The following is a 21,711-nucleotide window of genomic DNA, read 5'->3' as shown; positions in this document are numbered from 1 at the left end:
ATTTCCTCAAATCTAGTATAGTCAATCGATTTACGCAACTCCACAAGCCATTTTATCATTGTCGACAAGGATGGCAACGTGGTCTCGATGACGACGACGATCGAAAACGGGTTCGGTTCGCGTCTGATGACGAACGGTTTCCTGCTCAATAACGAGTTGACGGACTTCTCTTTCAAGACCCATGACGGCGGCCTGCCGGTCGCCAACCGCGTTGAGCCCGGCAAACGCCCACCCTCCTCGATGGCTCCGACTATCGTGATGAAGGATGGAAAGCCGCTGCTTGCAATTGGTTCACCCGGTGGCAGTCAGATCATTGGTTACGTGGCGCAGGCACTGATCGCCTATATTGACTGGGGCGTGCCGGTTGAAGCGATTGTCGCCCAGCCGCATCTCGTCAACCGGTTCGGCATTTATGACATAGAGGCCGGCACCAGTGCGGACGAACTGGTCGCCCCCTGAAGGCGATGGGTTACGAGGTAAAGGCGGGTGAGATGAACTCCGGTTTGCATGCTATCGAGATGACCCCCAGGGTTTGGCTGGCAGCGCCGATCCACGACGGGAAGGCGTAGCTGTAGGGGACTGAGCCTTTACGAAAATTGAAACTTCGCCAGTCCACACCCCCGAAGCATGGGGCAGAGTTCACCAACCTGTTCGGGTCGATACCCGTCCGCATACGGTGGCACCCGGACGCGTTGGACCATCGTAGTTGTCATCAAGGCCGTGCAAATTATCCTGGGCGGCACGATGCCATTACTGCTTCTTCGCATAGACGTCTGCGGCGCGACGACGGCCTACATCACATACCTGCACCGGGCGCGGGTCCCTAACGATCTTTGCCGGTAGGCGCAGAAGCGGGATCGGTGGCCTTTCAACGGCTCGGACCGTCTCACCGGGGGAACGATGATCGCACGGGCGCAGGAATATGCCGCACCCCAGCTGTCGGCGGCTGCCGCACGCGCGCCCGACTTCTTTGCCGGGAATCTTGTCGCCATTGGTAGCTCGCAGACCAGCGGGTGGTCGGCGCCCTCGGTAGACAGCGCCTCATGCTTGCGGTGCGGTCATTGGCCCTCGCTCTGCTCAACGTCCGGCAAACCGGGATTGCGCAGGTCGATCATCGGAAGCGCGCCATTCGGCAGCATCGTGGTCGGGAGCCGACCGTCCCATCTCTCGGCCTGGGTCAGGGAAACGAGTCCCGGGTTGTTGCGCAGGGCGTCGCCGCGCGCTTTGATGGCCAAAGCTTCAGCATCACCACGTAACCTGATTGCTTCAGCATCCGCCTGGGCCTGCAAACGTACCGCATCGGCTTGTGCCTGAGCGTCTGCACGGCGTGCATCGGCACTGGCATTGGCCTGGGTAACGGTGATCTCGGCCTGCACCTTTTCCCGCTCCGCATTCTGCCGCAGTTTCTGGACTTCCACCTCAGCCAGCATGCGCTGCTCAATGCTGGCCTCGTAGGAATCGGAGAAGTCGATATTCTCGATCTGTACGCTCTCGATGGTGACCGGCCCCTGAACACCCTCTTGAATCGCCATAGCAATTTCCTGATTGAGCCTGCCACGCTCCTGGATGGCGGTAACTGCGTTGAACCGTCCGAACACCGTCTTCGTCTCTTCGAACACCCGACGCTCAATCAGCCGCCCCAGCAGACCTGCCTCCGACCCGTACTGCTCGTAAACTGCAGCGACCCGATCAACTGGAATGCGGTAGTTCACTGACAGCTTAACGGTCGCCGGCTGCTGATCGCGACTATACGCTTCCATCGCGTCGTATACCGCTGCTTTCGACTGGACCGATATCCGTACGACGGTATCGATGACCGGCAGCTTGAATCCGAGCCCTGGCTCCGCGGTTCCGGCAATGGCCCCGTATCTCAAGATGACGCCGCGCTCCCCCTGGTCGATCGTATACCACGAACCGAAGACAATGCTCAGAATTGCGATCGCCACAATCCCGAAGATGATCGATGGAATGACGGGAAGTACTCGCACGTGAAACCTCAAATATTGGTGTGCCCGTCTTGCAAGAAAGTCGCCGGATCGCTTAGTGACGACCAATGGTGAACCTTGCCTCGTGGGCGGCACTTGTTGTCATGACGGGCCATCTCTGGCCTTTTACCTCTTGTGCGCCTTGTGCTGAATGATTGTGGTGTATGGGCATCCCCGAGGACCACAAGGCGAGTGTTTTGGATCGAGTTGACCCGCAGTGACGGCGATACCCGTTGCCGTTGTCGCGGTTAGATGGAAGATAACCAGGCAAGACAGACATTAAGTGTTTTTGTCAAGTTTTTCAGACTATAAATTCACTATCGTCTCATGCGGTGGGATTATGCGTAAAAAGGCCTACCGAAAAGCCAACCTGACCCATGCTGTAAAAACCTATCTCCTGATCTCGTCTTGATCATGAGCCTCGCCCACGCATGAGCGCCAATCTCCACGACTGTGCAGCGTTCCGTGAGAACAAAAGCCGGGTGCGTTCGGGAATGGGTGATGGAGCATTGTCAACCAATCGAATTGCTCTCGCCAAAATGAGGGCAGAGGTAATGAGCCGTCCTCTTCGTTCAGCTCTCGAGCCGAGTCAAACCTTCGACCTAAATAAACGTCAAGTATTTCGGGGACAAAATCAGCGGTATAGATTGCGCCAGCATGATCCGCGCCCCGACCGGCATTCGCGTGGCCGTCGGTCCAGACTTCTGCTTGATGCTGGCATTCGTCGCGACACAGACATCCTCAAGGCGATCGGTGTGGGAGCGAGGGCGTAATGCTGGGCCGCGCGCTGCGGGAGAGTACGGCGTCGCAAGCGTGATCACCATTCTCGAAAAGGAAGTCTCCATCAGCTTGGCGCTCGTGGGGAAGCTCTGCGAGAATTGAATTCTCTCGGCGCACCACCGGACAGCGGGAAGGCGGTCTTGGAAGACAGGTCCCGGAACCGTTCTCCCTGGTCAACACGAGGACGGTAGTAGCGGTGGGCCAGCAACACATGTCTAGAGGGCCCCCGCCCCTCCGAGCCGGCATCGGCCTCCAGGTACTGCAGCCCTCTGGTTTGTTTGCGATCTGCGGTCGCAACGATGTTGAGTGGAGGTTTCTAAGGCTACCATGAGCACCTGCACAGGTGCCCGCTACTCTATCTTCAATTGTTACCGACTATGGTTCTGTCGAGGCCGGAGCAACGTCGCGGCCGGCCTTATAAAACTCTTACGCCCGCGCTTGAAACGGAGCGAGGGCGTCGATATTCCTGTTGGCTCTCGCCTGGATAGCATTTGTGTGGGAAACGGACGTCAGCTTCCCTGGTCACGGTGTCCCGTTGGTACATGACGCTCTTAGTGGCGTCTTGAGGAGCGCACTTGTCCTTCTGGTTGCCGACGTTATCTGGCATCTCTCGAAAGCCGCCATAGAGCGACTGCTCGCCCGCCAAAGCATCTCTTCGCCTGCGCCCACAACTGATTGGGAGGGGGAGCATTTCACGCGGCTGCAAACATTGCTTCCAATCCTCCGGAATGTGCTCGCGGTCGCCATTCTTGTTGTTGCAAGCCTGACGATCCTTCGTCAGATCGGGGTCGACATCGGTCCACTCATCGCAGGAGCGGGCATTGTTGGAGTGGCGATCGGCTTTGGCTCACAAGCGTTGGTGCGGGATATCATAAGTGGCTTTTTCTATCTGATTGACGACGCTTTCCGGGTGGGAGAATACATTCAGGCAAAGGATTACCGGGGAACTGTCGAGGGGTTCAGCCTTCGCTCGGTAAAGTTAAGACATCACAGGGGTCCGATTTTCACTGTTCCTTTTGGCGAGTTGGGGGCAGTGGAAAACATGAGCCGTGATTGGTCCAAGACCAAGATACTTGTGACTGTCCCGTATGACACGGATCTGGAAAAAGTCCGCAAGATCGGTAAAGCGATCGGCCAGACGTTGCTCACTGATCCCGAATTGGGCCGCTTCTTTATTGAGCCGCTTAAGCTTAAGGGCGTCGAGGACTTTGCGGAGTACGGAATTGTAGTCAGCTTCGCGATGATCACCGTCCCAACCAGCCAGCAGAGCTTTATTCGACGTACGGCATATGCATCTCTTCGAAAATCGTTTCAGGAGAATGGCGTCACTTTCGCTCAACCTGTCGTCAACATCGCTGGTAAAGACCCGTCTGATCTTGCCGCCGCAACCTTGGAACATCAGCGGTCAACGGCATCAAACCAAGCCATCAAGTGACGGCATCAGTTGAGGCGATTGCTCTTGAAGGGAACAGAACTGGCGCGCCCCCTTTTTTGGCCACACGATAACAACTATTTGTCGGTCTTGCGCTCAGGTAATCCCGCCTCCGTCCAAACATCATTCGTTCAGACGATCAACCAAACTCTTCATGAGATCCATTCGTTCATGAAGAATCGCCACGACGAGGGCGGGCCATCCCTCTCGAGGCAGACAAAAGACGTAGTGGTGTTGGCATCGCACCATTCGTAACGCCGGATAAAGCGCGCTCATATCCTTGAAAGAACCTTTGCCCTCGGCAAGGGTTGTGAATCGCAGTTCAAAGGCCTTTGGCTAGTCGGTGCCAAGATGGCCGAATTGAAGGGCGCACGTTGATGCGCATACCCTTTCAAACGTGCCAACCGAGAATTGCGCCTTCAGATCAGCCGAGCTGTTCAATTGCAGCACCGGACTGCGGAAACCCGATTGCGGATTTTCGAAACCCTCGTACTCGGCGGCTGCATTGACAAAACCGGAGAAGGGTATGACGGAACCTGCATCGAGGGCAGCAAGTCCCGCGCAGAAGTGGAGTTTTTTACGATCTATAGAAAACTCATCGGCGGTGGCTTTGAAATCGTCACCGGCCGTTCCGATTTTTACGAGGCGCAGCGCGTTGCCGCTCACCTTTGCGGGCGGATTGACCCTCAAGATAGAATGTAAGATGAATTTCATGGTTGTACTGGAGATTCGGCGTCACCACAGGCCCCGGCTGTTCCCGTTTTGGGAATTTTCTCTTGTTCCCGTTTTGGGAATGTGATAGGTAGTCCCCATGCAGATCATCGCCAAGTCTACGTTGAAACAGTTTTGGGAGCTTCACTTTCAGGCCGAAACACCTCTGAAAACGTGGCATGCGATCGTCAGCAAGGCCGAATGGACCAGTCCGGCCGACGTGAAGGCAATATTTGGCGCGACAGTCGATTTTGTTTCCGACAATCGCATTATTTTCGACATTTCGGGCAACAAGTACCGGCTTATCGTCCACGTTGCCTACCCATACAAGCGAGTGCTGATTAAATTCATCGGCACGCACAAGGAATACGACCAGATCAACCCGGAGACAGTGTAATGGACAACATTCGCGCCATCAGAAGCGATGACGACCTCGCATGGGCCATTGCGGAGGTCAGCCAGTATTTCGACAATCCGCCCGATCCTCTCAGCACCGACGGCATGCGCTTCGATGTTCTTTCCGATCTGATCGGAGCATACGAAGACAAGCATTACCCCGTCGAGGCACCCGAACCGGTCGAGCTTATCAAGGCTCACATGGAGCTGACAGGACGTAGCCAAGGCGACCTCGCGACGCTGTTCGGATCCCGCTCCCGCGCATCCGAAGTGCTGAACAAGAAGCGCGCCCTGACCGTTGATATGATCCATCGGCTACACAAGGAATGGGGCATTCCTTCCGATTGTCTCGTTGAGCCCTATCACCTTGCAGCTCCGGAGCTTAAATACGCTTGACGGGTGGCCTCGTCTTAACCGATCGCCGACGTCGTGAGTGCTCCAACGGCGACCGGTGGTTCCTCGAACGCGTCCAATCGTGGGGCGAGGAAATCGTTGCCCACCGTGCCAATCCTGCCTCTGGCGGAAAGGAAACCAGGACGCCTGTCTCAGCTTTTCTTTACGTGAACGCCAATAGCCCGAACGCAGGGCGCTTTGCGAAGCTCTGCGAGAATTGAATCACCGCTCTCCGTCAACACGGGGACGGTAGTCCCGGTGGACCACAGCAACACATGTCTAGAGCCCCCCCGCCCCTCCGAGCCGGCATCGGCCTCCAGGTACTGCAGCCCTCTGGTCTGTTTGCGATCTGCGGTCGCAACGATGTTTGAGGAGGTTTCTCTCCTGTTGATGCGACCTGACGTTTTTCCGGGTGGCGTGGTCATGGGCGCCGTCGCAAACCGGTCGTCCGGGTGAAAGACAGGGCTTATCCAATTCGGAGAAGAAAACAGCTGGCGCGAACCGGATAGGCAGGAGACGCGCCTCGGTTGGCGACTGTGTGAACCGGTCTTTCATCTGCAGCATACGGTAAGTAAGCCGGCACAGCTATCTCGATCGCATGTCAGACTCGACGCAAGCGGCGAGGAAATCAGCGCGCATGTCCTCCGCCGTTATCTGGTTCCTGAGGGCAGCGTGGCATCGCCTTCTAGCCCGGCTATAGCAGGGACCATATTGATGGGTGATGTTTTCAGCGAGATAACGCAGCGCATCGCGAGGACCGCAAACCTGCACCTGCGGGCGACCCGCCAGCTCTATGGTCACTGGTAGATGCCAGAATGTGGAAAAGTCAACCGGGATTACCGTGGCCACCATTACCGGAGCCTGCCGGCGTTTCTGAGGAGGTCGATCTCCCTGGCGATCGGTCCCAGCAGTTTCCTCAGGCGATTTTCCTCCAACTTGTCGAGGCGAAATCGCAACGCAAACTCACTGACGTACCAGGTTTTTTCTTTTCCAGATCGACCGTTTTTACGGGTAGTAACAGGATTTTGCATGACGAGATCCTTTGGTAGGAACTGCATTCACCGGAAGTGTTTGAGATCAAGGGTGATCGTGCCGTTGCGTGTCACTGCATAGGCCGCCTTTGCGACCTTTAGAATTCGGGGGCGAAGCGCATCGAACGAAGCGAGATAATCGACCTCGCTGGCAGTTCGCTGGGATAACCCGCTGGCCAGCACTTCCGCGGATACATAAAACTGGACCGGAAACACACCATCATGTCCAAGGAAACGGACGCGCCTGTGTGCTTCATCGATGCTACGTGCCGAGTTTGGAAAAGAAAGGGGCATTAGCGATCTCCCCCATTCTGCCATATGTCGGCGGCTTCATTTTTCGATCGAGTTTCGGGCGGATGAAGGAGTGCAGGCGCTACAACTCGATGTTCCAGAGCAAACAGCAATGCTGTCCTTGTTCTATTCCCCTTCCGGAATTCCGAAATCAGGAAGACCATGGCTTGGCGTTTGGCGTCCGAACTGACCTCAACCGCAACTCCTCTAAAGCCTGCGGCTCTCAAGATATCTCTGAACATCGCTATGTGGACGGGGTCGGAGTATTCCGGTGACGGACTGGGAGACACGCCGTCCTCCTTTGTTGGGGCAGGGGAAAACCCCTCGGCGGCAGCGCCCGTGAAACGAGCTGTCCCTGTCAATACATGTCGTGCGTTATTTCTCAATTACAAGGCCGGAAAGCCTCTGTGGAAGCCTTGGGGCTGGGCCTGTGGTTAAGACGAGAGACTGGCGCCGGGCAATTCACCGTCGGGAAGCTTTCGATCACTGTCACACGCAGCGAAATCCGACTTTGTTCGCGACACCACAACCTGATAGAAGACCAGATGTCCGTACCGGCCGACGAGCGCAGGATCACCATTCTGCGTGGGGGCATTCCGTCTGCTTGGGACTGCGGTGAGGAGACCTTTTCAAAGCGTCAGACAGCGTTTGAATCCGTAGACTCGGGCTTCCTGGCGTTCTGCTGCTGTACGAAAAGCGACCAGGCTGCAATAAATAGCGCGGCAATCAGTGGGCCCACAACAAAACCGTTGATCCCGATCAGCGAGATACCACCGACCGTCGAGATCAAGATCAGATAATCCGGCAACCGCGTTTCCTTGCCGATCAGCTGCGGGCGCAAAAGATTGTCGATCAATCCAATGATAAGCACACCAACGAGAACAAGGATCAGCCCCTTCACCCAGGCGCCCGTGAGAAAAAGCCAAATCGCGGCAGGAACCCACACAAACGCAGTCCCGATGGCCGGGAGCATCGAGAGGAAAGTCATCATCACGCCCCATAACAGGGCGGCCTCTATGCCAAGAGCCCAGAATGCGATGCCACCGACGGTGCCTTGAATGAGCGCGATAATGACGTTGCCTTTGATAGTGGCACGCACAACGGCAGAGAAATTCTCAACAAATTGACGGGTGTAGTCGTCGCTCAGAGGTATAGCGCTGCGAACGGTCTCGCCGATTTGCGCGCCATCTCTGAATAGGAAGAAGAGAAGATAAAGCATAATGCCGAAGTTAATGAACAATTTCAGCGTATTCTGGCCGAAGTTGATAACGCTGCCCACAATGGATTGCCCGGTTTGCATGAAACCCGTAAATAACTTCTCACGCAGTTCAGCAAAACCGCCAAGCTTTACAGAGTTCAACCAGTTGTCGGCAAATTGCGGGAGCGCGTCCTGGATGCGAACGAGATATGCGCTGAGATCAATTTCGTTGCTGCTTATCCTTTGGTAAAGGCTTGTTCCTTCCCGAATGAGAGATCCCAGAATGAGCATTGCGGGCAGGATGACCAGGCAGATGCATAACAGCACTGTCAGGAGGGCGGCTATGCCGCCACGGCCGTTCAAAGTGCGCTCAAGGCGCCGATGGACGGGAAAGAAGATCGTTGCAAGAATCACCGCCCAAAGAACGGCACCATAATAGGGCAGGACAAGCCAAAGGAACGCGACTGTCACAAAGGCCAGCAGGACGTAGAAGCTCGTGCGTTGAATAGACATGTCTGCCTTTTTTGGGCTTGACCCCGCCTCTCGCTTCCACGCGACCGCCTGCAGGGTTGTCCGTCCGATGATAGCGCTGTCCAGTTACGAAGCCAACGCTAAACCGTCGTCATCCGGTGAGCTCCTCTGTAGCGACCTCGAACCGTTTCATGACTGCCGGCCCGAAAGCAGTAGACAAGTCGACGTCTGTGGCATCACGTCCTGTCGCCATCAATATGCGTCCGATGCGGGGCGTGTTGTGACGGGCATCGACCGTACACCAGCGGCCGCTGAAATAGACTTCGCACCAGGCGCTGAAATCCATCGGGTTGGGGTCTTTGGGCACGCCGATATCACCGAGATAACCGGTGCAATAGCGGGTCGGGATACTCATGCAGCGGCAGAGGGTGATGGCAAGATGCGCGAAATCGCGGCAGACGCCGGTCCTGTCATTGAACCCGCCGAAAGCCGTCCTCAGCGGATCGGCTTTCTCGTAGTTGAAGACAATACGGGAATGGACGAAATCGACGATCGCCTGAACACGGGGCCAGCCGAGTGGTGTAGCGGAGAAGTTTTTCCAGGCAAAGTCCGCCAACCGGTCGGTGTCGCAGTAGCGGCTGCCCAGCACCACTTCAAACGCACTGCCATCCAGAATTTCGTCTTTGAGAATTTTCTCGGCCAACATTTACTTCGAAGCCTGAACAGCTTCGCACCTCGCGTGCTCATCCGTCAAAAGGATGGTCCCTTCCGTGTCCATGGAAAGTTCCTCCATGTCGCGCACGTGGAATAAAGTGCCTTGGCATTGCGAAATTCCTGATATGTCGGCACAGGGGCTTCGACGCTAACGAATTTTCCAACTGCTGGTTCCCCGACATGGCCTATGCAGGATCCTTCTTGTCTTCTCCCGCTTGGCACCGGGGCACCTTTTTCAAGAACGCTGCAGGCAGTGCCGGCAATCTAGGATTATGCCCCCTGCTTGGCTGCTGGCCGCATATTGATGCAGGTACGCTAGGTAGCTCGATGGAAGGACGCGAGCCCCACTTGGCGTTTCAGCTGCGTCGTTTTCAAGTCTTTTAGCAATTACACAACCTCAAACTCACCATTGATTATATTTTAGTAATATATAGAACTCAATCATTGGAAACAACCATTGGGCGAAACTGATTCGGGGAAGATGGTTCCACCAAAAGCGTTCCTCAACCTCACTCGGGAGGAAATGTGAAGCAAAACGGGGGGCTTGAATGATCGCGCCTGCAGCATTTTTAGTGAATCAACCGTCTAACGGGGTTGAGAATTCCTTCAATAATTCTGACGAAAACCTGAGACGACGTAGCACGCTCATCCGCGGTGGCCGGGTGGGGAAGCATAAGGGGATCGCCGGCGGCGTAGCGCCTTGTGAAGCAGGTTTGGTGCTGTCGTTTACGACTTTGTCGGTTGCAGCAGCATTTGTATCCTTGCTCCTTTGGTCTTCGCCATCGTTGGCAGGTAGCTGCGATCCCTCAGGTCCTGGAACCTGGAGTTGTTCCGGTGCTGCTTCAGGCACCGCTAGCGATGCATCGGTGGCTATTTTGTCCCCTGCTCCAGTAACAATTGTCACGCAGCCCGGATTTGGTTTGTCCACCGCTGTTGAGGCCATACGTGTCGATACCCTCGGCGGGATCATCATAACGGACGTAAATGCCTCTTCTATCATGTCCTCTGGTGGGCAGGGCATTTTGGCGATCAATGATCTTTCAGGCGCGGTTGCAATTACCTCGAACGGTAGCATCACCGGTGCCGATGGTATCTATGTTAGCAATACCGGTACAGGTTCCACAACAGTCACATCCTCGGGCACGGTGACCGGGACAACTGGTGACGGTATCAATGTTACCAACGACGGCAGCGCAACCGACCTGACTGTTAACCAAACGGGCGGTGTGATTTCTGGCGCGAGCAACGGAATTTTTACGACACACTATGGAATTGGGACGACCACAATCGTTGTCGCCGGTGATGTGAACGGTGCAACCGAAAACGGTATATGGGCGCAAAATTTCGCTAACGCGACAGACATCACGATTACCCAGGCAGCCGGCAGCACGATAACCGGTTATACGCATGGCATCCGCGCCGATAATTGGGCTGCCGGCGCTGTGTCGATCACGACGGCCGGGATTATCAACCAGACCCAGACTGGCGCGGCTAATAACGACACCTATGGTATCTATGCCTACAATTCCATATCCGGGGCGGATATCACTCTCACCCAGACCGCAGGATCGATCTCGGGCAATTGGTATGCCATGTATGCCAATAATCAGGGTAGCGGCTCAACGACGATCATCAGTTCCGGCGATGTCACGGCAATCGAACGCGCTGGACTTTACGCTTACAACGCGGGCACAGCGCAGGACATCGTTGTAAACCAGACGGTAGGAACGGTCAAAGGCGGCACCTATGGCGTTTTCGCAGACAATGCGGGTATCGGTTCAACAACGGTTTCATTGTCCGGCGATGTGATCGCTTCCGGTGACTACGGTGTCTATTCGCGTAACAGCAGCAGTGCCACCGATCTAACTGTAAGACAGACCGCGGGTTCTATTGCTGGAAAAACCGGCATTCTGGCTTGGAATAGGGGTGCGGGCGTCTCGTTGGTCAGCGTAGGTGGCACGGTGAGTGGCGGCGCGGGCGCGGGTATCCAAACGATTGCAGCGAACGGCTCGACCGTCGATATTGCATCTTCCGCAACGGTCACGGCAACGTCCGGAATTGCCATTCGTGACGGCGGTGTCGGGGGTAACCCGATTGCTTCGGACACAATCGGGGGCGATGTCGCAGTTAACAGCGCTGGCACCGTAACCGGTGATGCGATCCTTGGCCTCGGTGATGACACCGTCAGTCTATCTGGTGGAACCTATACCGGCAATATTTACGGTGACGACAGAGACGACGCTCGAAGCGGCGACGGTATTGCCAACCATGAAGGCAACGATACGTTCATTTGGACGGCCGGCGGACTGGCTGGCGGCTTCTACGGTCAGGACGGTTCCGATGTGGCAGTGGTGAGAGCATCGACCTATGATGGTTCACAGGTGCTTGACGGCGGCGAAGATACCTCGATTGCCGATGGCATGATCGATACGCTTACGCTCAGGGATGTGACGGCGACGACGAATGGCGGCAAGATCGTCAATTGGGAAGTTGTCAATTTGGATGGCGCCAATCTGTCTATCGACGACGGCGCATGGCATGTCGGCGAGCCGGATGAAGCAACGACCGGTGTGTTCCTGAGCAGCGGTTCTACACTTGACGGCATGGCGTCGCTCGCCTTCGACGGCAATATGACGATTGATTCAACGTCCACTTTCGTCGGAACGGGCGGCGGAACCGGGGTCTATTCGTTCAGCGGCGATGCGGCCAATGCCGGAACCATCACCACGGTAGATGATGCTGTCGGCGATGTTATCATCATCGGTGGAAATTATAACGGCAATGGCGGACAGATGCTGTTCGATGTTGCTCTTGGTGACGACAACTCCAAGACGGATATGGTCATCGTCAATGGCGACACTTCTGGCACGACAAATGTCGGCGTCAACAATTTCGGTGGGACGGGTGCGCAGACCAGCGAAGGTATCCGTATCATCGAGGTGAACGGTGCTTCCAGCGGTTCTTTTTCGCTCATTGGCGATTACATGATTGGCGACAGGCAGGCGGTCGTAGCGGGTGCCTACGCCTATCAACTCTATCAGGGGGGCGCATCGACACCGAATGATGGTAACTGGTATTTGCGTTCGCAATTGACCAATCCGACAACGCCGACGGCACCGACCTCCCCGCTTTACCAGGCTGGTGTGTCGACCTATGAGGCATATCCCCAGGCATTGCTGGGTTTGAATGGCGCGCCAACGTTGCAGCAACGTGTCGGTAACCGTTTTTGGGCCGGCAATGGCGCTTCTAAACGCACATCTTATGCCGCTTCGGAAGACGCAAGCGCTGCAATCGAAGAAAGCGGTTTGTGGGGCCGCATCGAAGGTGCGCATAACAGCATCGAGCCGCGTTTTTCGACCTCAGGTGGCACCGATTACGATCAGAATGTCTTGAAGCTTCAGGCCGGCATTGATGGGCTGTTGACGGAAACGGAAAGCGGCAAACTCATTGGCGGGTTCACAATCCATTACGCCCATGGCAAAACCGATATCAAATCTGTTTACGGCGATGGTGAGATCGCCACGGACGGTTACGGTCTTGGCGGTACATTGACCTGGTATGGCGAGAATGGCTTCTACCTAGACGGTCTGGGCCAGATGACCTGGTATACGAGCGATCTCGACTCTGTCCTTGCCCATACGAACCTCAGCGACGACAATGACGGGTTTGGCTATACGCTGTCGGTAGAAGGCGGCAAGCGCATGGCCGTCGATCCAGCCTGGTCAGTCACACCGCAAGCCCAACTAGTGTATTCCAATGTCGATTTCGATGCGTTTACCGATGCATTCGGCGCCCGTGTCAGCCTCAACCGTGGAGAAAGCCTGCGAGGCCGTCTCGGTGTGACCCTTGACCATGAAAGCGCGTGGCAGAATGACAAGGGCTTGCTCAACCGCTCCCATGTGTACGGCATTGGCAATCTCTACTATGAGTTCCTTGAAGGGGCGAGGGTCGATGTCCAGGGCATGAGCTTCGCCAGCCGCAATGATCGTGTCTGGGGCGGCGTGGGGCTCGGGGGAACTTATAGCTGGGATGACGATAAGTACTCGATCTATGGTGAAGGTCTTGTCCAGACCAGCCTGAATGACTTTGGCGACAGTTATTCCGTCAAGGTACAAGTGGGCTTGCGCATGAAGTGGTAACAGGCTGACCTTATCGGTAAAACGCACTTCGTCATCCGGAAAAAATTACACGAGTGGGAACCACGTGTGTCCACAAGCGGTCGGTTGGCTAGTCAGTGGATATAGACATCACGCGCCGCAAGACCACTACCGTTTTTCAGTCATTGGGCGAACAACTGCTCGCAGCCCGCAAAAAGCGTGACCTGAGCCAACCGACACTCGCCGAGCGACTTGGCCGAAATCGTGCCCGCATATCGGAACTGGAACGTGACCTTGCCAACAATCGTTTGGGCAGGGACCGTCTGACTCTGTTTGCCGAACTCTGCGATACGCTTGATCTCGTCTCTGTGCTGATCCCGAAATCGCGCATGGAAAGCGTGCGCCTACTGGTCGATGACATACCCGCTCCAAGACATTCGATCGAGGCTCCGAGAGCTTTCGACGAGCTTTTCATCGATCTCGACGACGATGAGACAAAGGAAGGGTAATGGCGAAAGGATCGGACTATGATGGAGGTTGCGCAGGTCGTCGTCGCGATGAGGTCGGATGCGCGTCCTTCCAGTTGCGTGGTAAAGGCTGCAGCTTGACGAATGCGGAGCGCATGACATCAAATTCCGGACATAAATCGGCTGTTTGGCTTTCCGGGCTCAACATCGCCGCGGCTGAAATCGCTGAGCCGGGATGACGCAGGCGGAGGTTGAGCAACAGCGTCGGCAGGAGGCCCGGTCTGCGACGGGTTCAACCTGCCCGCTTTTCTTTTTCAATCCTCACTGTTCAATTCGAGCCGACGATCGAAGACGATAGATGCTGGCGGCCGCGATGCTTGGAGGACGAGACTAGGTTCGGCGCCCCAGAAGGGCTAGCGCGTCAACCATCATACGCTTCAAGATGAGTTTTCTGTTTCCCGGTGTGGCAAAGGCAGCTTCCGGGACAGCAACACCAGCACGCGAGGGATTGATGCGTTCAGAGGGTGGGATCGGAAGGGGCTCTTCGACGATGGCGGGGACAACGATGTGCGTGATCGTTGTTTCATCGGATTTAACCGAAACGGTGACCTGTGTTCCGGAGCGGAGACGGTCGCCCCCCGTTTGAGCGGCCTCTCGCTCATCCTGAGCTTCGACCAGCGATGTCTGCGTTACGAGAAAAAAAGGCATGTTTTTCCACGGAGTGTTTTGATTGAGGTCTCGTCTGCAAAGCGGCTTCGGTCAAGGTGCAGGACCATGTTTACGGTCGCCTCCGAAATAAAAAAGGCGCTCGACCCGCGAGGGGAGCGCCTTCTTTTGGATCCCGGGACAACATCAAACGCCGATGCGATTGCAGCCAGCAGAACATCGTCTCATCGGGAAGTGACGCACAGATATTGTTGACGAAGAGCAATTTCAAGTCGCGATCTGGATTACCCCCTGTTAGATTTTCCCGTCATTCTAAATGTCAGGCGAGGCAGTATGAGCACAGACCCCGAAACCCGCAGAGCCAACGCGCAGCGTGCGATTGATCGCGCGGCGGCGCGTGGTATGCCGATCGACAAGGATCCCGCTTTCGTTGCCCTGCTGGAGGAATGGATCCGGGGAGATATCGACATAAAGGCCATGCGCGAACGGTACCTTGATATAATCGCACTTCAAGCTGCCGAGCGGCGGGGCCTGCGCAAAAGCCGCCTCGGCATAAACCCCTCGGAATCGTCGGACGAGGCGAACGAAGAATAAAAAAATGGGCCTGCGGAAACCGCGGCCCATGAAGTGTGGAGATCTAAAACCTCCAGAGGGGAACAGCTGCTGCGACGGAACTGGGAGGTGACCGTCATGTGCATCAGCTGAAGGCGTTATGCCTGAATTTTGACCAACAGGAAAACATTTATTGTGCAACGCAGCTATGCAATCGCCGCGACGGTCTCGTCGTACAGATCTGCAGGCTGTTGGTGGCGTTGGTGAAGGAGAGTGTGGCAACGCCAGTAACGACAAGCGCTGCCGCGAAGAGCCAGTAGCCGGGCGCGTGTGCTGCCAACGCGCAGCCGAGGCCAAATACCGTGGTGCTGACGACCAGATTGCGGAATTCGATGCAGTTGCAACCGGCATTCAGGAATGGGCCGGTGATTGTCCCGACCGCGTGATCGACGACAGCAGGCCGTAGCCGGCGGCATCCGCATGGAAGATGCGCACGCCCATCTTCGAGACGAAGATCGGAAAATTCAGGTCGAAGGTGCCGATGAAGAACAGCATGAACAGGATCGCGACAAGATCGGGGCGGCCGCGGACATAGTGCAGGTCTTCGACGAAGTTGCCCTTGCCGCGGGGCGCCCGCATGTTCGGCCGCAGCAGCATCAGAGAAACCAGGAAGGATGCGCCATTGGCGAGAAAGCCCATGTGGTGCCAACAGTGGCGATCGCGACGCGCGAAACGGCCGAGCCGACCAGCTCCGCGACGAAGGTCTGGTGGACCAGCGCGTCGAGGGCGGCGGCGCTGCCGAACAGGAAGCCGAAGACATGCCAGAGCTGACTTCTCCGAGCGGACCAAAGCTGGGAAGTGGGATATTCTTTTTCCACGCAATGGCGGCAATCGCCAGCCCCGTCCCACTCAGCTTACAAAACCGCGGAACTCATGTGCACATCGCAATAATCCGTCCATTATTTGCATTTCACATTATGAAGTTCTTATAGCTAGTTTGAGCAAGGAAAAATGCTGCCGGACATAGGAGTGGCCGGCCGGGAGGAAATCATGTCATCTCTGCTTTGGGCTGCGTCACGCGGAGTGATGTCGATCCCGCTTGTCTATACTTTATTATCGCCGGCAATTGCGGCACCGCAGGAGGCGCAAGCGCTCTGCTCAGGCATGGCCAACAAGGAAATTGCCTTTTCCGCCATAACCCTCCCCACCACCGGCGCCAGGGTTTTGTCCGCGACATTAGTCGGCGCTGCCGATCCCGGAAATCAAAGCGGCGAATATTGCAAGGTGGTCGGGGAAACCAGACCGGTCGATCAGAATGCGCCCAGGATTATCTGGCAGGTCAACCTGCCAAGTGCGTGGAACGGCAAGATGCTCCAGTATGGCGGCGGCGGTTACAATGGTTCCCTGCCGCCAACATCCGAGAAGACGACATTGGGACTGGATACCGTGCCCACCCCCCTCGCCCGGGGTTATGTGACATTCGGAAGCGATTCAGGACATCAAGCCCCCAATGCAGATGATGCTTCCTTTGCCCGCAACGACGAAGCAATGCTCAATTACGGATATATGCACATCAAGAAAACGCTTGATGTGGCCAGGGTCCTCGTTGCTGAACGATATGACCAGCCGATAAAACGCGTTTATTTTCAGGGCGGCTCGACCGGCGGCCGCGAAGGATTGACAGCAGCGTCGCGCTGGCCGGAAGCCTATGATGGTATTCTCACAAATTACCCCACCGCCAACTTCGTCGGTCTGAGGCTCTGGGGAGCAGGACTTGCCCGTTCAGTCTATGACGACAATTCGGCCGGCTGGATACCGCCCGCACTTGTTGAAAAGATCGCCAGGGAAGCAATTAAATCCTGCGATGGGCTGGACGGGGCCGAAGACGGATTGATCAGCAACATGGATGGATGCCGCGCTCGATCCAACGCGTTGGTGGAAAGCCTCTCCTGCAAGGCCGAAAGCGCAGGAAGTTCCCACGAGTGCCTGACCAAGGCGCAAATTGAGCAAACGCTTGCGATCTATCACGACGGATACACGCTGCCATACAAGCTCGCAAACGGCATCGACACCTATCCCGGCTATAACAGCCTTGAGGGAATTATGATGCAGGTGGGATCGGAGCCAAACCTTCGCACTCCACCCGTCTCAGGGCCGAATGCACATCATTCCAGCCGATCCTTTGAATTTTTGCAGAATTTCGTTGCACGCGATCAGTCATTTGATCTTTTGTCTTTCGACATCCGTAATCCAGGTCGTTTCAAGGGCCGGATCGTCGAATTGTCAGAGGTGATCGGCGCGACCCGCACCGACTGGACCGCTTTCAGTGCTCGTGGCGGCAAGATCATATGGCTGCAGGGCAATGACGACCCAAGCGTGAGCCCGCTCGGCAATGCCCGGCTCTATGAGAGCATCATAGCCACGATGGGGCGCGAAAAAGCCCAAAAGTTCCTTCGTTTTTACCTTGTTCCCGGCCTTGCGCATGGCGGCGATCGCTTCTCTCCGACCTGGGACAATCTGACGGCGCTTGACAACTGGGTGGAAAATGCTGTGCCGCCTTCCGGCCCGGTCGTGGTGGATGCGACGAAATCCGCCACCAAGGGACGAACGAGACCGCTTTGCGAATATCCGAGTTGGCCGAAATATAAGGGCGAAGGCGATATGGCGCTGGCTTCGAGCTTCACCTGCGCGACCGAATAGGGTCCGCCTTCGGCCTCAAAAACAATCAACATCTATCGGGAGGGCAATTATGGCCATCGATATCAACCTGTCGCGTCGCTCTGTTCTTGCGGGCTCGACCCTTGCACTGGCAGGACTTGCTGCGGCAAGCGCCTCCGCAACAGACACACCCTCGCACGCACACCAGAAAACAACCGGCAAACCATGGAAGACGGCAATGGACATTCCGTCAGCCCGCTGGTCTCCGGCAAAGCTGGCGGATATGGAGGCGCAACTCTATCCAATGGCCACCACCTCGATGATGGTCGTGAGAAATGGCGAGATCGTCTACAAATACGGGAACCTGTCCGATGTGAACTACCTCGCCTCGGCCCGGAAAAGCGTGCTGTCGATGCTCTTCGGGAAATATGTGGCCGAAGGCAAGATCGACCTCGATATGTCTATCGGCGAGATTGGCATCGAAGAGGATGACGGACTGTTGCCGATCGAGAAGACCGCCAAAGTCAAGGACCTGCTGACCTCCAGCTCTGGGGTCTATCATGCTGCCGGTAGCCCTGGTGGCAATGACAACACGCCAGGGCGTGGAAAGACCGAACCCGGGTCGGTCTTCCTTTACAATAACTGGGATTTCAACGTTCTGGGTGCTATTTTCGAGAAGCGCACGGGCAAGAGCGTTTTCCAAGCCCTGCAGGAGGACCTGGCCGAGCCACTCGGGTTTGACGATTTCGACTTCAGCCGCCAGAGGATGATGGGATACGAAAATCAGTCGCGTTATCTCGCCTACCACCTTTTCCTGTCGGCACGTGACATGGCCCGGCTGGGACAACTCATGCTTCAGGGCGGAAAATGGGAAGGTAAGGTGATCGTTCCGGAGACCTGGATCGCCGAAAGCATAAAAGTACGCTTTACGCCTGAGCAGACAAAAAGCAAGGAAGGTCTGGGTTATGGTTATCTCTGGTGGATACCGACGTCCAGCACCCCCGCCTTTCGAAACGCCAACCTCGAAGCGAGCCGCAACCTGCCGTGCCGACAAGCCCGCAGCAGACGCTTTCAATAAACGCAATCGAAGGTCATCATCCAGTGCCTGCCATCATCCACCTTTTCGCTGTGGATGTTGAATCAGCCTCGCATTGCACCGTCACATCACAATTGATTCATTGATCGCTGGATTTGCTCTAGTAAGCCGCCAGCCGCCAAACGTGGCGGCGTGGAGTGGCTGAATGAGATCCTCCCGCTCCGATGAAGATTCAAGTTTTTGGGGCCGGATTTTATATCTGCACGTCCACCAGCCCCACCACTCCCGCACGGTCCGAAATGCCTGCCGCGGGAACCATTACGGCTCCATGATGACGCGTCCTAGTGGCTTCGCCCTCTCCGCAAAATCATGGGCGTCCCTGGCTTGGGAAAGGGGAAAGGCTCGTTCGACCCTGACCTCGATCTCGCGGTTCTCTAGCGCGACTAATAACTCGTCGATCGTCGAACGCATCCGGGGCCTTTCTAAAACTGGCCCCATGAAGACCCCGAGCAAAGTCTGATTTGACTGCATGGCTGGCCAAAGATCCACCAACAGGTTGCCACCGCCCGCATTCCCAACAAACACCAGACGGCTCTCCGGCGCCAGGATAGCAAGCGAAGAAGGCAAGGTGGCGCCAACAGGATCAATCACCAGATCGACACCGTTACCTTCAGTGATCTTCTGCACAGCTTGAATAAGGTCTTCAGAGGATCGGTCGATAACGTGATCAGCGCCAAGCGACGATATTGTTTCCAGACGCTTTCCCCCACTTGAGACGGCAATCACGGTTGCCCCGGCTCGAGCTGCGAGTTGTACTGCTGCGAGGCCAACTCCACCAGCGGCTCCCTGCACGAGAACCGTCTCATTGCGAAGGAGGCCGCCCCTGGCAAAAAGGCAATGATGAGCCGTTCCGAACGATATCGGCAATGCTGCCGCCGACGCTGCATCGACCCCAGAGGGTAGAAGCCACGTTCGGGTCGCAGGTACGGCCCAGAGTTCGGCATGTGAACCCTGCATGTCAAAGGCAGTAACTCTGTCTCCAACTTTGCGAGTCTTCACGTTTGCACCGGCTTCCACGATATGTCCGGAAGACGCATATCCGACAATCCACGAGCCGCTGGGAGGTTGTGTGAATCGACGATTCATTAAGTCTCCGCCCTCGATAGAAATCGCATCTATAGCGATGAGGACATCGTCCGGTCCCACTGTCGGGTCGGGAACGTCTCTATAGCTCAAAACATCAGGAGGTCCTGCTTGATCGTATACGGCCGCCTTCATCTCTCTTCTCCTGCCAAGTCTATCGCCCAATGCAACTACGAATCTGGAAGTTCGTCACCAAAGGATAGACGACCGGGCACATATTGATAAACTACTGCACTTCGAGCAGGCTTATAGAGGAGATCAATAAATGGATAGACTGATCCTTCGCGATCTGGCGGTTTTCGAAACCGTTGCACGCCGCGGAAGCTTCACGGACGCGGCATCCGAACTTGGAGTTAAGCAATCCACCCTCAGCTACACGATTAGCCAGCTCGAAAGAAAAGTTGGAGTTTCTCTTCTCGCAAGAACTACCCGAAGTGTGGCACCCACCAGTTCGGGGCGGCGCCTGCTGGAAATCCTGAGCCCGGCCATACGCGACCTCAGGGAGGAGTTGGTGAGATTGCAGGAAGCAAGAGAGACGGTGGCGGGCGTCATCCGATTGACGATGATTCCGGCCGCGTTTGAAAGCTTCGTCCGCCCCGCGCTACCAAGTTTTTGTCAGCGCTACCCTGATGTCGAGATCGAAATTTCTACAAATGAAGGCTTGGATGATATTGTGGCGGAAGGCTTCGATGGCGGGATCCGCTTTGGAACGCTTATCGATAAAGATATGGTCGCACTTCCATTGACCAAGTCGACCGCTGTCGTGATTGCAGGGTCTACATCTTACTTTGAGAGGTATCCAATCCCTCTAGTTCCAGAAGATCTAGCTGCCCATCGGATCGTGTCATATCGCTACAAGAGTTCATCGCGGCTGCTCCGGTGGCCATTGCAAAAGGGCCGGCAGAAGTTCGAGTTCAAAGCTGACCCTGCGTTGATCTTTGACGACGGAGCGGCGATTCGGTCAGCCGTGATAGACGGGATGGGTTTGGGCTTTCTGCTCCGCTCTCAAGTTCTCGGCGATCTCAAAGGCGGCAACCTTGTCGACGTTCTCACAGAATGGCTGACCGACCTGCCAGGCTTCAGTCTGTACTACCCGAGCCGACGAAGAACCTCGCCAGCTTTCCGCGCATTGATCGAGCATTTCAAGGAGGTCGGCAAAGTGAAGAGTTCTGAATTTCTTGCGCCCACCGCTAGGTCGTTCAGGGATGGTGAAGCCCTTTGAGCCGGGTGAGTGCTACCCATCGGTTTTCTAACCCGCAGATCAAAGCATTCGTGACGTTTCTGGCAACCCAGTTTCATGGGTTCTATCGTTTCCCCTACCGCGAGGAGGATTTCGATATGGGCGGAATCAAGCTGTCATGAGGCTATGGAAAGAATTGCTTGCGGTTCGTGAGATGCATGGCTTGCTCTTGACGGGACTTGAACCGCCGACCGAGCGAACGCGTAAGACTAAAGCTCTAGATTCAAAAAAGTAAATTTGGCTCGCGGCGCAGCATAACCGTCCTGCGTTTACCCCATTGTGCATACACCAGGACTAGATCACGCTAACCTCATGCCACGTGCCTCGCGTGCTGCACGTATCTGCTGGGTAATGTGCTCAGTCTTTTATGCGATAATCATTATCCTGCACCATAAGATACCATCAATACAGGATAATATATAGAATCTTCTGCATGGCTTGGCAACGACG

At 55.8% G+C, this 21,711-nt stretch carries 16 protein-coding genes and 4 pseudogenes; 10 read left to right on the top strand and 10 right to left on the bottom strand.

From position 1 onward, the window contains the following. Positions 1-39: 39 nt before the first annotated feature. Positions 40-583 (top strand): annotated as a pseudogene (locus V6R85_RS24985) (gamma-glutamyltransferase); the annotation flags it as partial. Between the two features lie 475 nt (positions 584-1,058). On the opposite strand, the gene V6R85_RS24975 reads toward V6R85_RS24985, so the two are convergent. Then, entirely contained in the window at positions 1,059-1,988 is a 930-nt protein-coding gene (locus tag V6R85_RS24975) for a prohibitin family protein (RefSeq protein ID WP_077998846.1), read from the bottom strand. 1,246 nt (positions 1,989-3,234) lie between these two features. Between V6R85_RS24975 and V6R85_RS24970 the strand changes: the two genes are divergently transcribed. Then, positions 3,235-4,200 (top strand): mechanosensitive ion channel family protein, encoded by a 966-nt coding sequence (locus V6R85_RS24970; protein WP_236760646.1) that lies wholly within the window; start codon positions 3,235-3,237, stop codon positions 4,198-4,200. Positions 4,201-4,320: 120 nt separating this feature from the next. On the opposite strand, the pseudogene V6R85_RS24965 reads toward V6R85_RS24970, so the two are convergent. Together V6R85_RS24965 and V6R85_RS24960 are read right to left on the bottom strand one after the other, a co-directional pair. Then, positions 4,321-4,506, bottom strand: a pseudogene (locus tag V6R85_RS24965) (type II toxin-antitoxin system RelE/ParE family toxin); the annotation flags it as partial. Between the two features lie 27 nt (positions 4,507-4,533). Continuing rightward, a complete protein-coding gene (locus V6R85_RS24960; protein WP_112356401.1) occupies positions 4,534-4,911 on the bottom strand; it encodes a hypothetical protein in 378 nt (125 codons plus the stop codon). Positions 4,912-5,008: 97 nt separating this feature from the next. Here V6R85_RS24960 and V6R85_RS24955 point away from each other — a divergent pair, with 97 nt between their 5' ends. Further along, complete coding sequence (locus tag V6R85_RS24955; protein WP_060726613.1) at positions 5,009-5,305, top strand: type II toxin-antitoxin system HigB family toxin; 297 nt, start codon at positions 5,009-5,011, stop codon at positions 5,303-5,305. Further along, on the top strand, positions 5,305-5,700 hold the full coding sequence (locus V6R85_RS24950) for a helix-turn-helix domain-containing protein (RefSeq protein WP_087744390.1): 396 nt from the start codon (positions 5,305-5,307) through the stop codon (positions 5,698-5,700). Before V6R85_RS24955 ends, V6R85_RS24950 begins: the two co-directional genes overlap by 1 nt. A gap of 582 nt (positions 5,701-6,282) precedes the next feature. On the opposite strand, the gene V6R85_RS26090 is transcribed toward V6R85_RS24950, so the two are convergent. The 4 genes and pseudogenes from V6R85_RS26090 to V6R85_RS24935 form a co-directional block, all read right to left on the bottom strand. Next, on the bottom strand, positions 6,283-6,549 hold the full coding sequence (locus V6R85_RS26090) for a DUF982 domain-containing protein (RefSeq protein WP_060726611.1): 267 nt from the start codon (positions 6,547-6,549) through the stop codon (positions 6,283-6,285). Between the two features lie 206 nt (positions 6,550-6,755). Then, a complete protein-coding gene (locus V6R85_RS24945) occupies positions 6,756-7,022 on the bottom strand; it encodes a DUF1488 domain-containing protein (RefSeq protein WP_087744392.1) in 267 nt (88 codons plus the stop codon). Between the two features lie 634 nt (positions 7,023-7,656). Continuing rightward, positions 7,657-8,730: an AI-2E family transporter gene (locus V6R85_RS24940; protein ID WP_060726608.1), complete on the bottom strand. Its 1,074-nt coding sequence runs from the start codon at positions 8,728-8,730 to the stop codon at positions 7,657-7,659. Between the two features lie 109 nt (positions 8,731-8,839). Then, positions 8,840-9,337, bottom strand: a pseudogene (locus V6R85_RS24935) (transglutaminase-like domain-containing protein); the annotation flags it as partial. A 613-nt stretch (positions 9,338-9,950) separates the two neighbouring features. Between V6R85_RS24935 and V6R85_RS24930 the strand changes: the two are divergent. From V6R85_RS24930 to V6R85_RS24920, 3 genes are all read left to right on the top strand, one after another. After that, the gene (locus V6R85_RS24930; RefSeq protein WP_111785325.1) at positions 9,951-13,541 is read left to right on the top strand and encodes an autotransporter outer membrane beta-barrel domain-containing protein; all 3,591 of its coding nucleotides are present in this window, start codon (positions 9,951-9,953) and stop codon (positions 13,539-13,541) included. Positions 13,542-13,636: 95 nt separating this feature from the next. Further along, the gene (locus V6R85_RS24925) at positions 13,637-14,008 is read left to right on the top strand and encodes a helix-turn-helix domain-containing protein (protein ID WP_236761794.1); all 372 of its coding nucleotides are present in this window, start codon (positions 13,637-13,639) and stop codon (positions 14,006-14,008) included. Positions 14,009-14,965: 957 nt separating this feature from the next. After that, positions 14,966-15,226 carry a hypothetical protein gene (locus tag V6R85_RS24920; RefSeq protein WP_087744399.1) on the top strand — a complete coding sequence of 87 codons (261 nt, stop codon included), beginning with the start codon at positions 14,966-14,968 and terminating at the stop codon, positions 15,224-15,226. A gap of 369 nt (positions 15,227-15,595) precedes the next feature. On the opposite strand, the gene V6R85_RS24915 is transcribed toward V6R85_RS24920, so the two are convergent. Beyond that, entirely contained in the window at positions 15,596-15,841 is a 246-nt protein-coding gene (locus tag V6R85_RS24915) for a hypothetical protein (RefSeq protein ID WP_060726604.1), read from the bottom strand. Then, on the bottom strand, positions 15,841-16,062 hold the full coding sequence (locus tag V6R85_RS24910; protein WP_111785323.1) for a hypothetical protein: 222 nt from the start codon (positions 16,060-16,062) through the stop codon (positions 15,841-15,843). The genes V6R85_RS24915 and V6R85_RS24910 overlap by 1 nt, the downstream gene beginning before the upstream one ends. Before the next feature lie 172 nt (positions 16,063-16,234). Here V6R85_RS24910 and V6R85_RS24905 point away from each other — a divergent pair, with 172 nt between their 5' ends. Both V6R85_RS24905 and V6R85_RS24900 read left to right on the top strand, forming a co-directional pair. Next, positions 16,235-17,884, top strand: coding sequence for a tannase/feruloyl esterase family alpha/beta hydrolase (locus V6R85_RS24905; RefSeq protein ID WP_111785333.1), 1,650 nt, complete (start codon positions 16,235-16,237; stop codon positions 17,882-17,884). Between the two features lie 49 nt (positions 17,885-17,933). Then, positions 17,934-18,815: pseudogene (locus tag V6R85_RS24900) on the top strand (serine hydrolase domain-containing protein); the annotation flags it as partial. Positions 18,816-19,196: 381 nt separating this feature from the next. Here V6R85_RS24900 and V6R85_RS24895 read toward each other — a convergent pair. Then, entirely contained in the window at positions 19,197-20,156 is a 960-nt protein-coding gene (locus V6R85_RS24895; RefSeq protein ID WP_060726594.1) for a quinone oxidoreductase family protein, read from the bottom strand. A 130-nt stretch (positions 20,157-20,286) separates the two neighbouring features. On the opposite strand from V6R85_RS24895, the gene V6R85_RS24890 reads away from it, so the two are divergent. After that, positions 20,287-21,243: a LysR family transcriptional regulator gene (locus V6R85_RS24890; RefSeq protein WP_087744404.1), complete on the top strand. Its 957-nt coding sequence runs from the start codon at positions 20,287-20,289 to the stop codon at positions 21,241-21,243. Positions 21,244-21,711 lie beyond the last annotated feature (468 nt).

The organism is Agrobacterium sp. CCNWLW32 (assembly GCF_037083425.1).
GTDB lineage: Bacteria > Pseudomonadota > Alphaproteobacteria > Rhizobiales > Rhizobiaceae > Agrobacterium > Agrobacterium radiobacter.
This window is presented reverse-complemented; position numbering and strand designations above follow the sequence as displayed.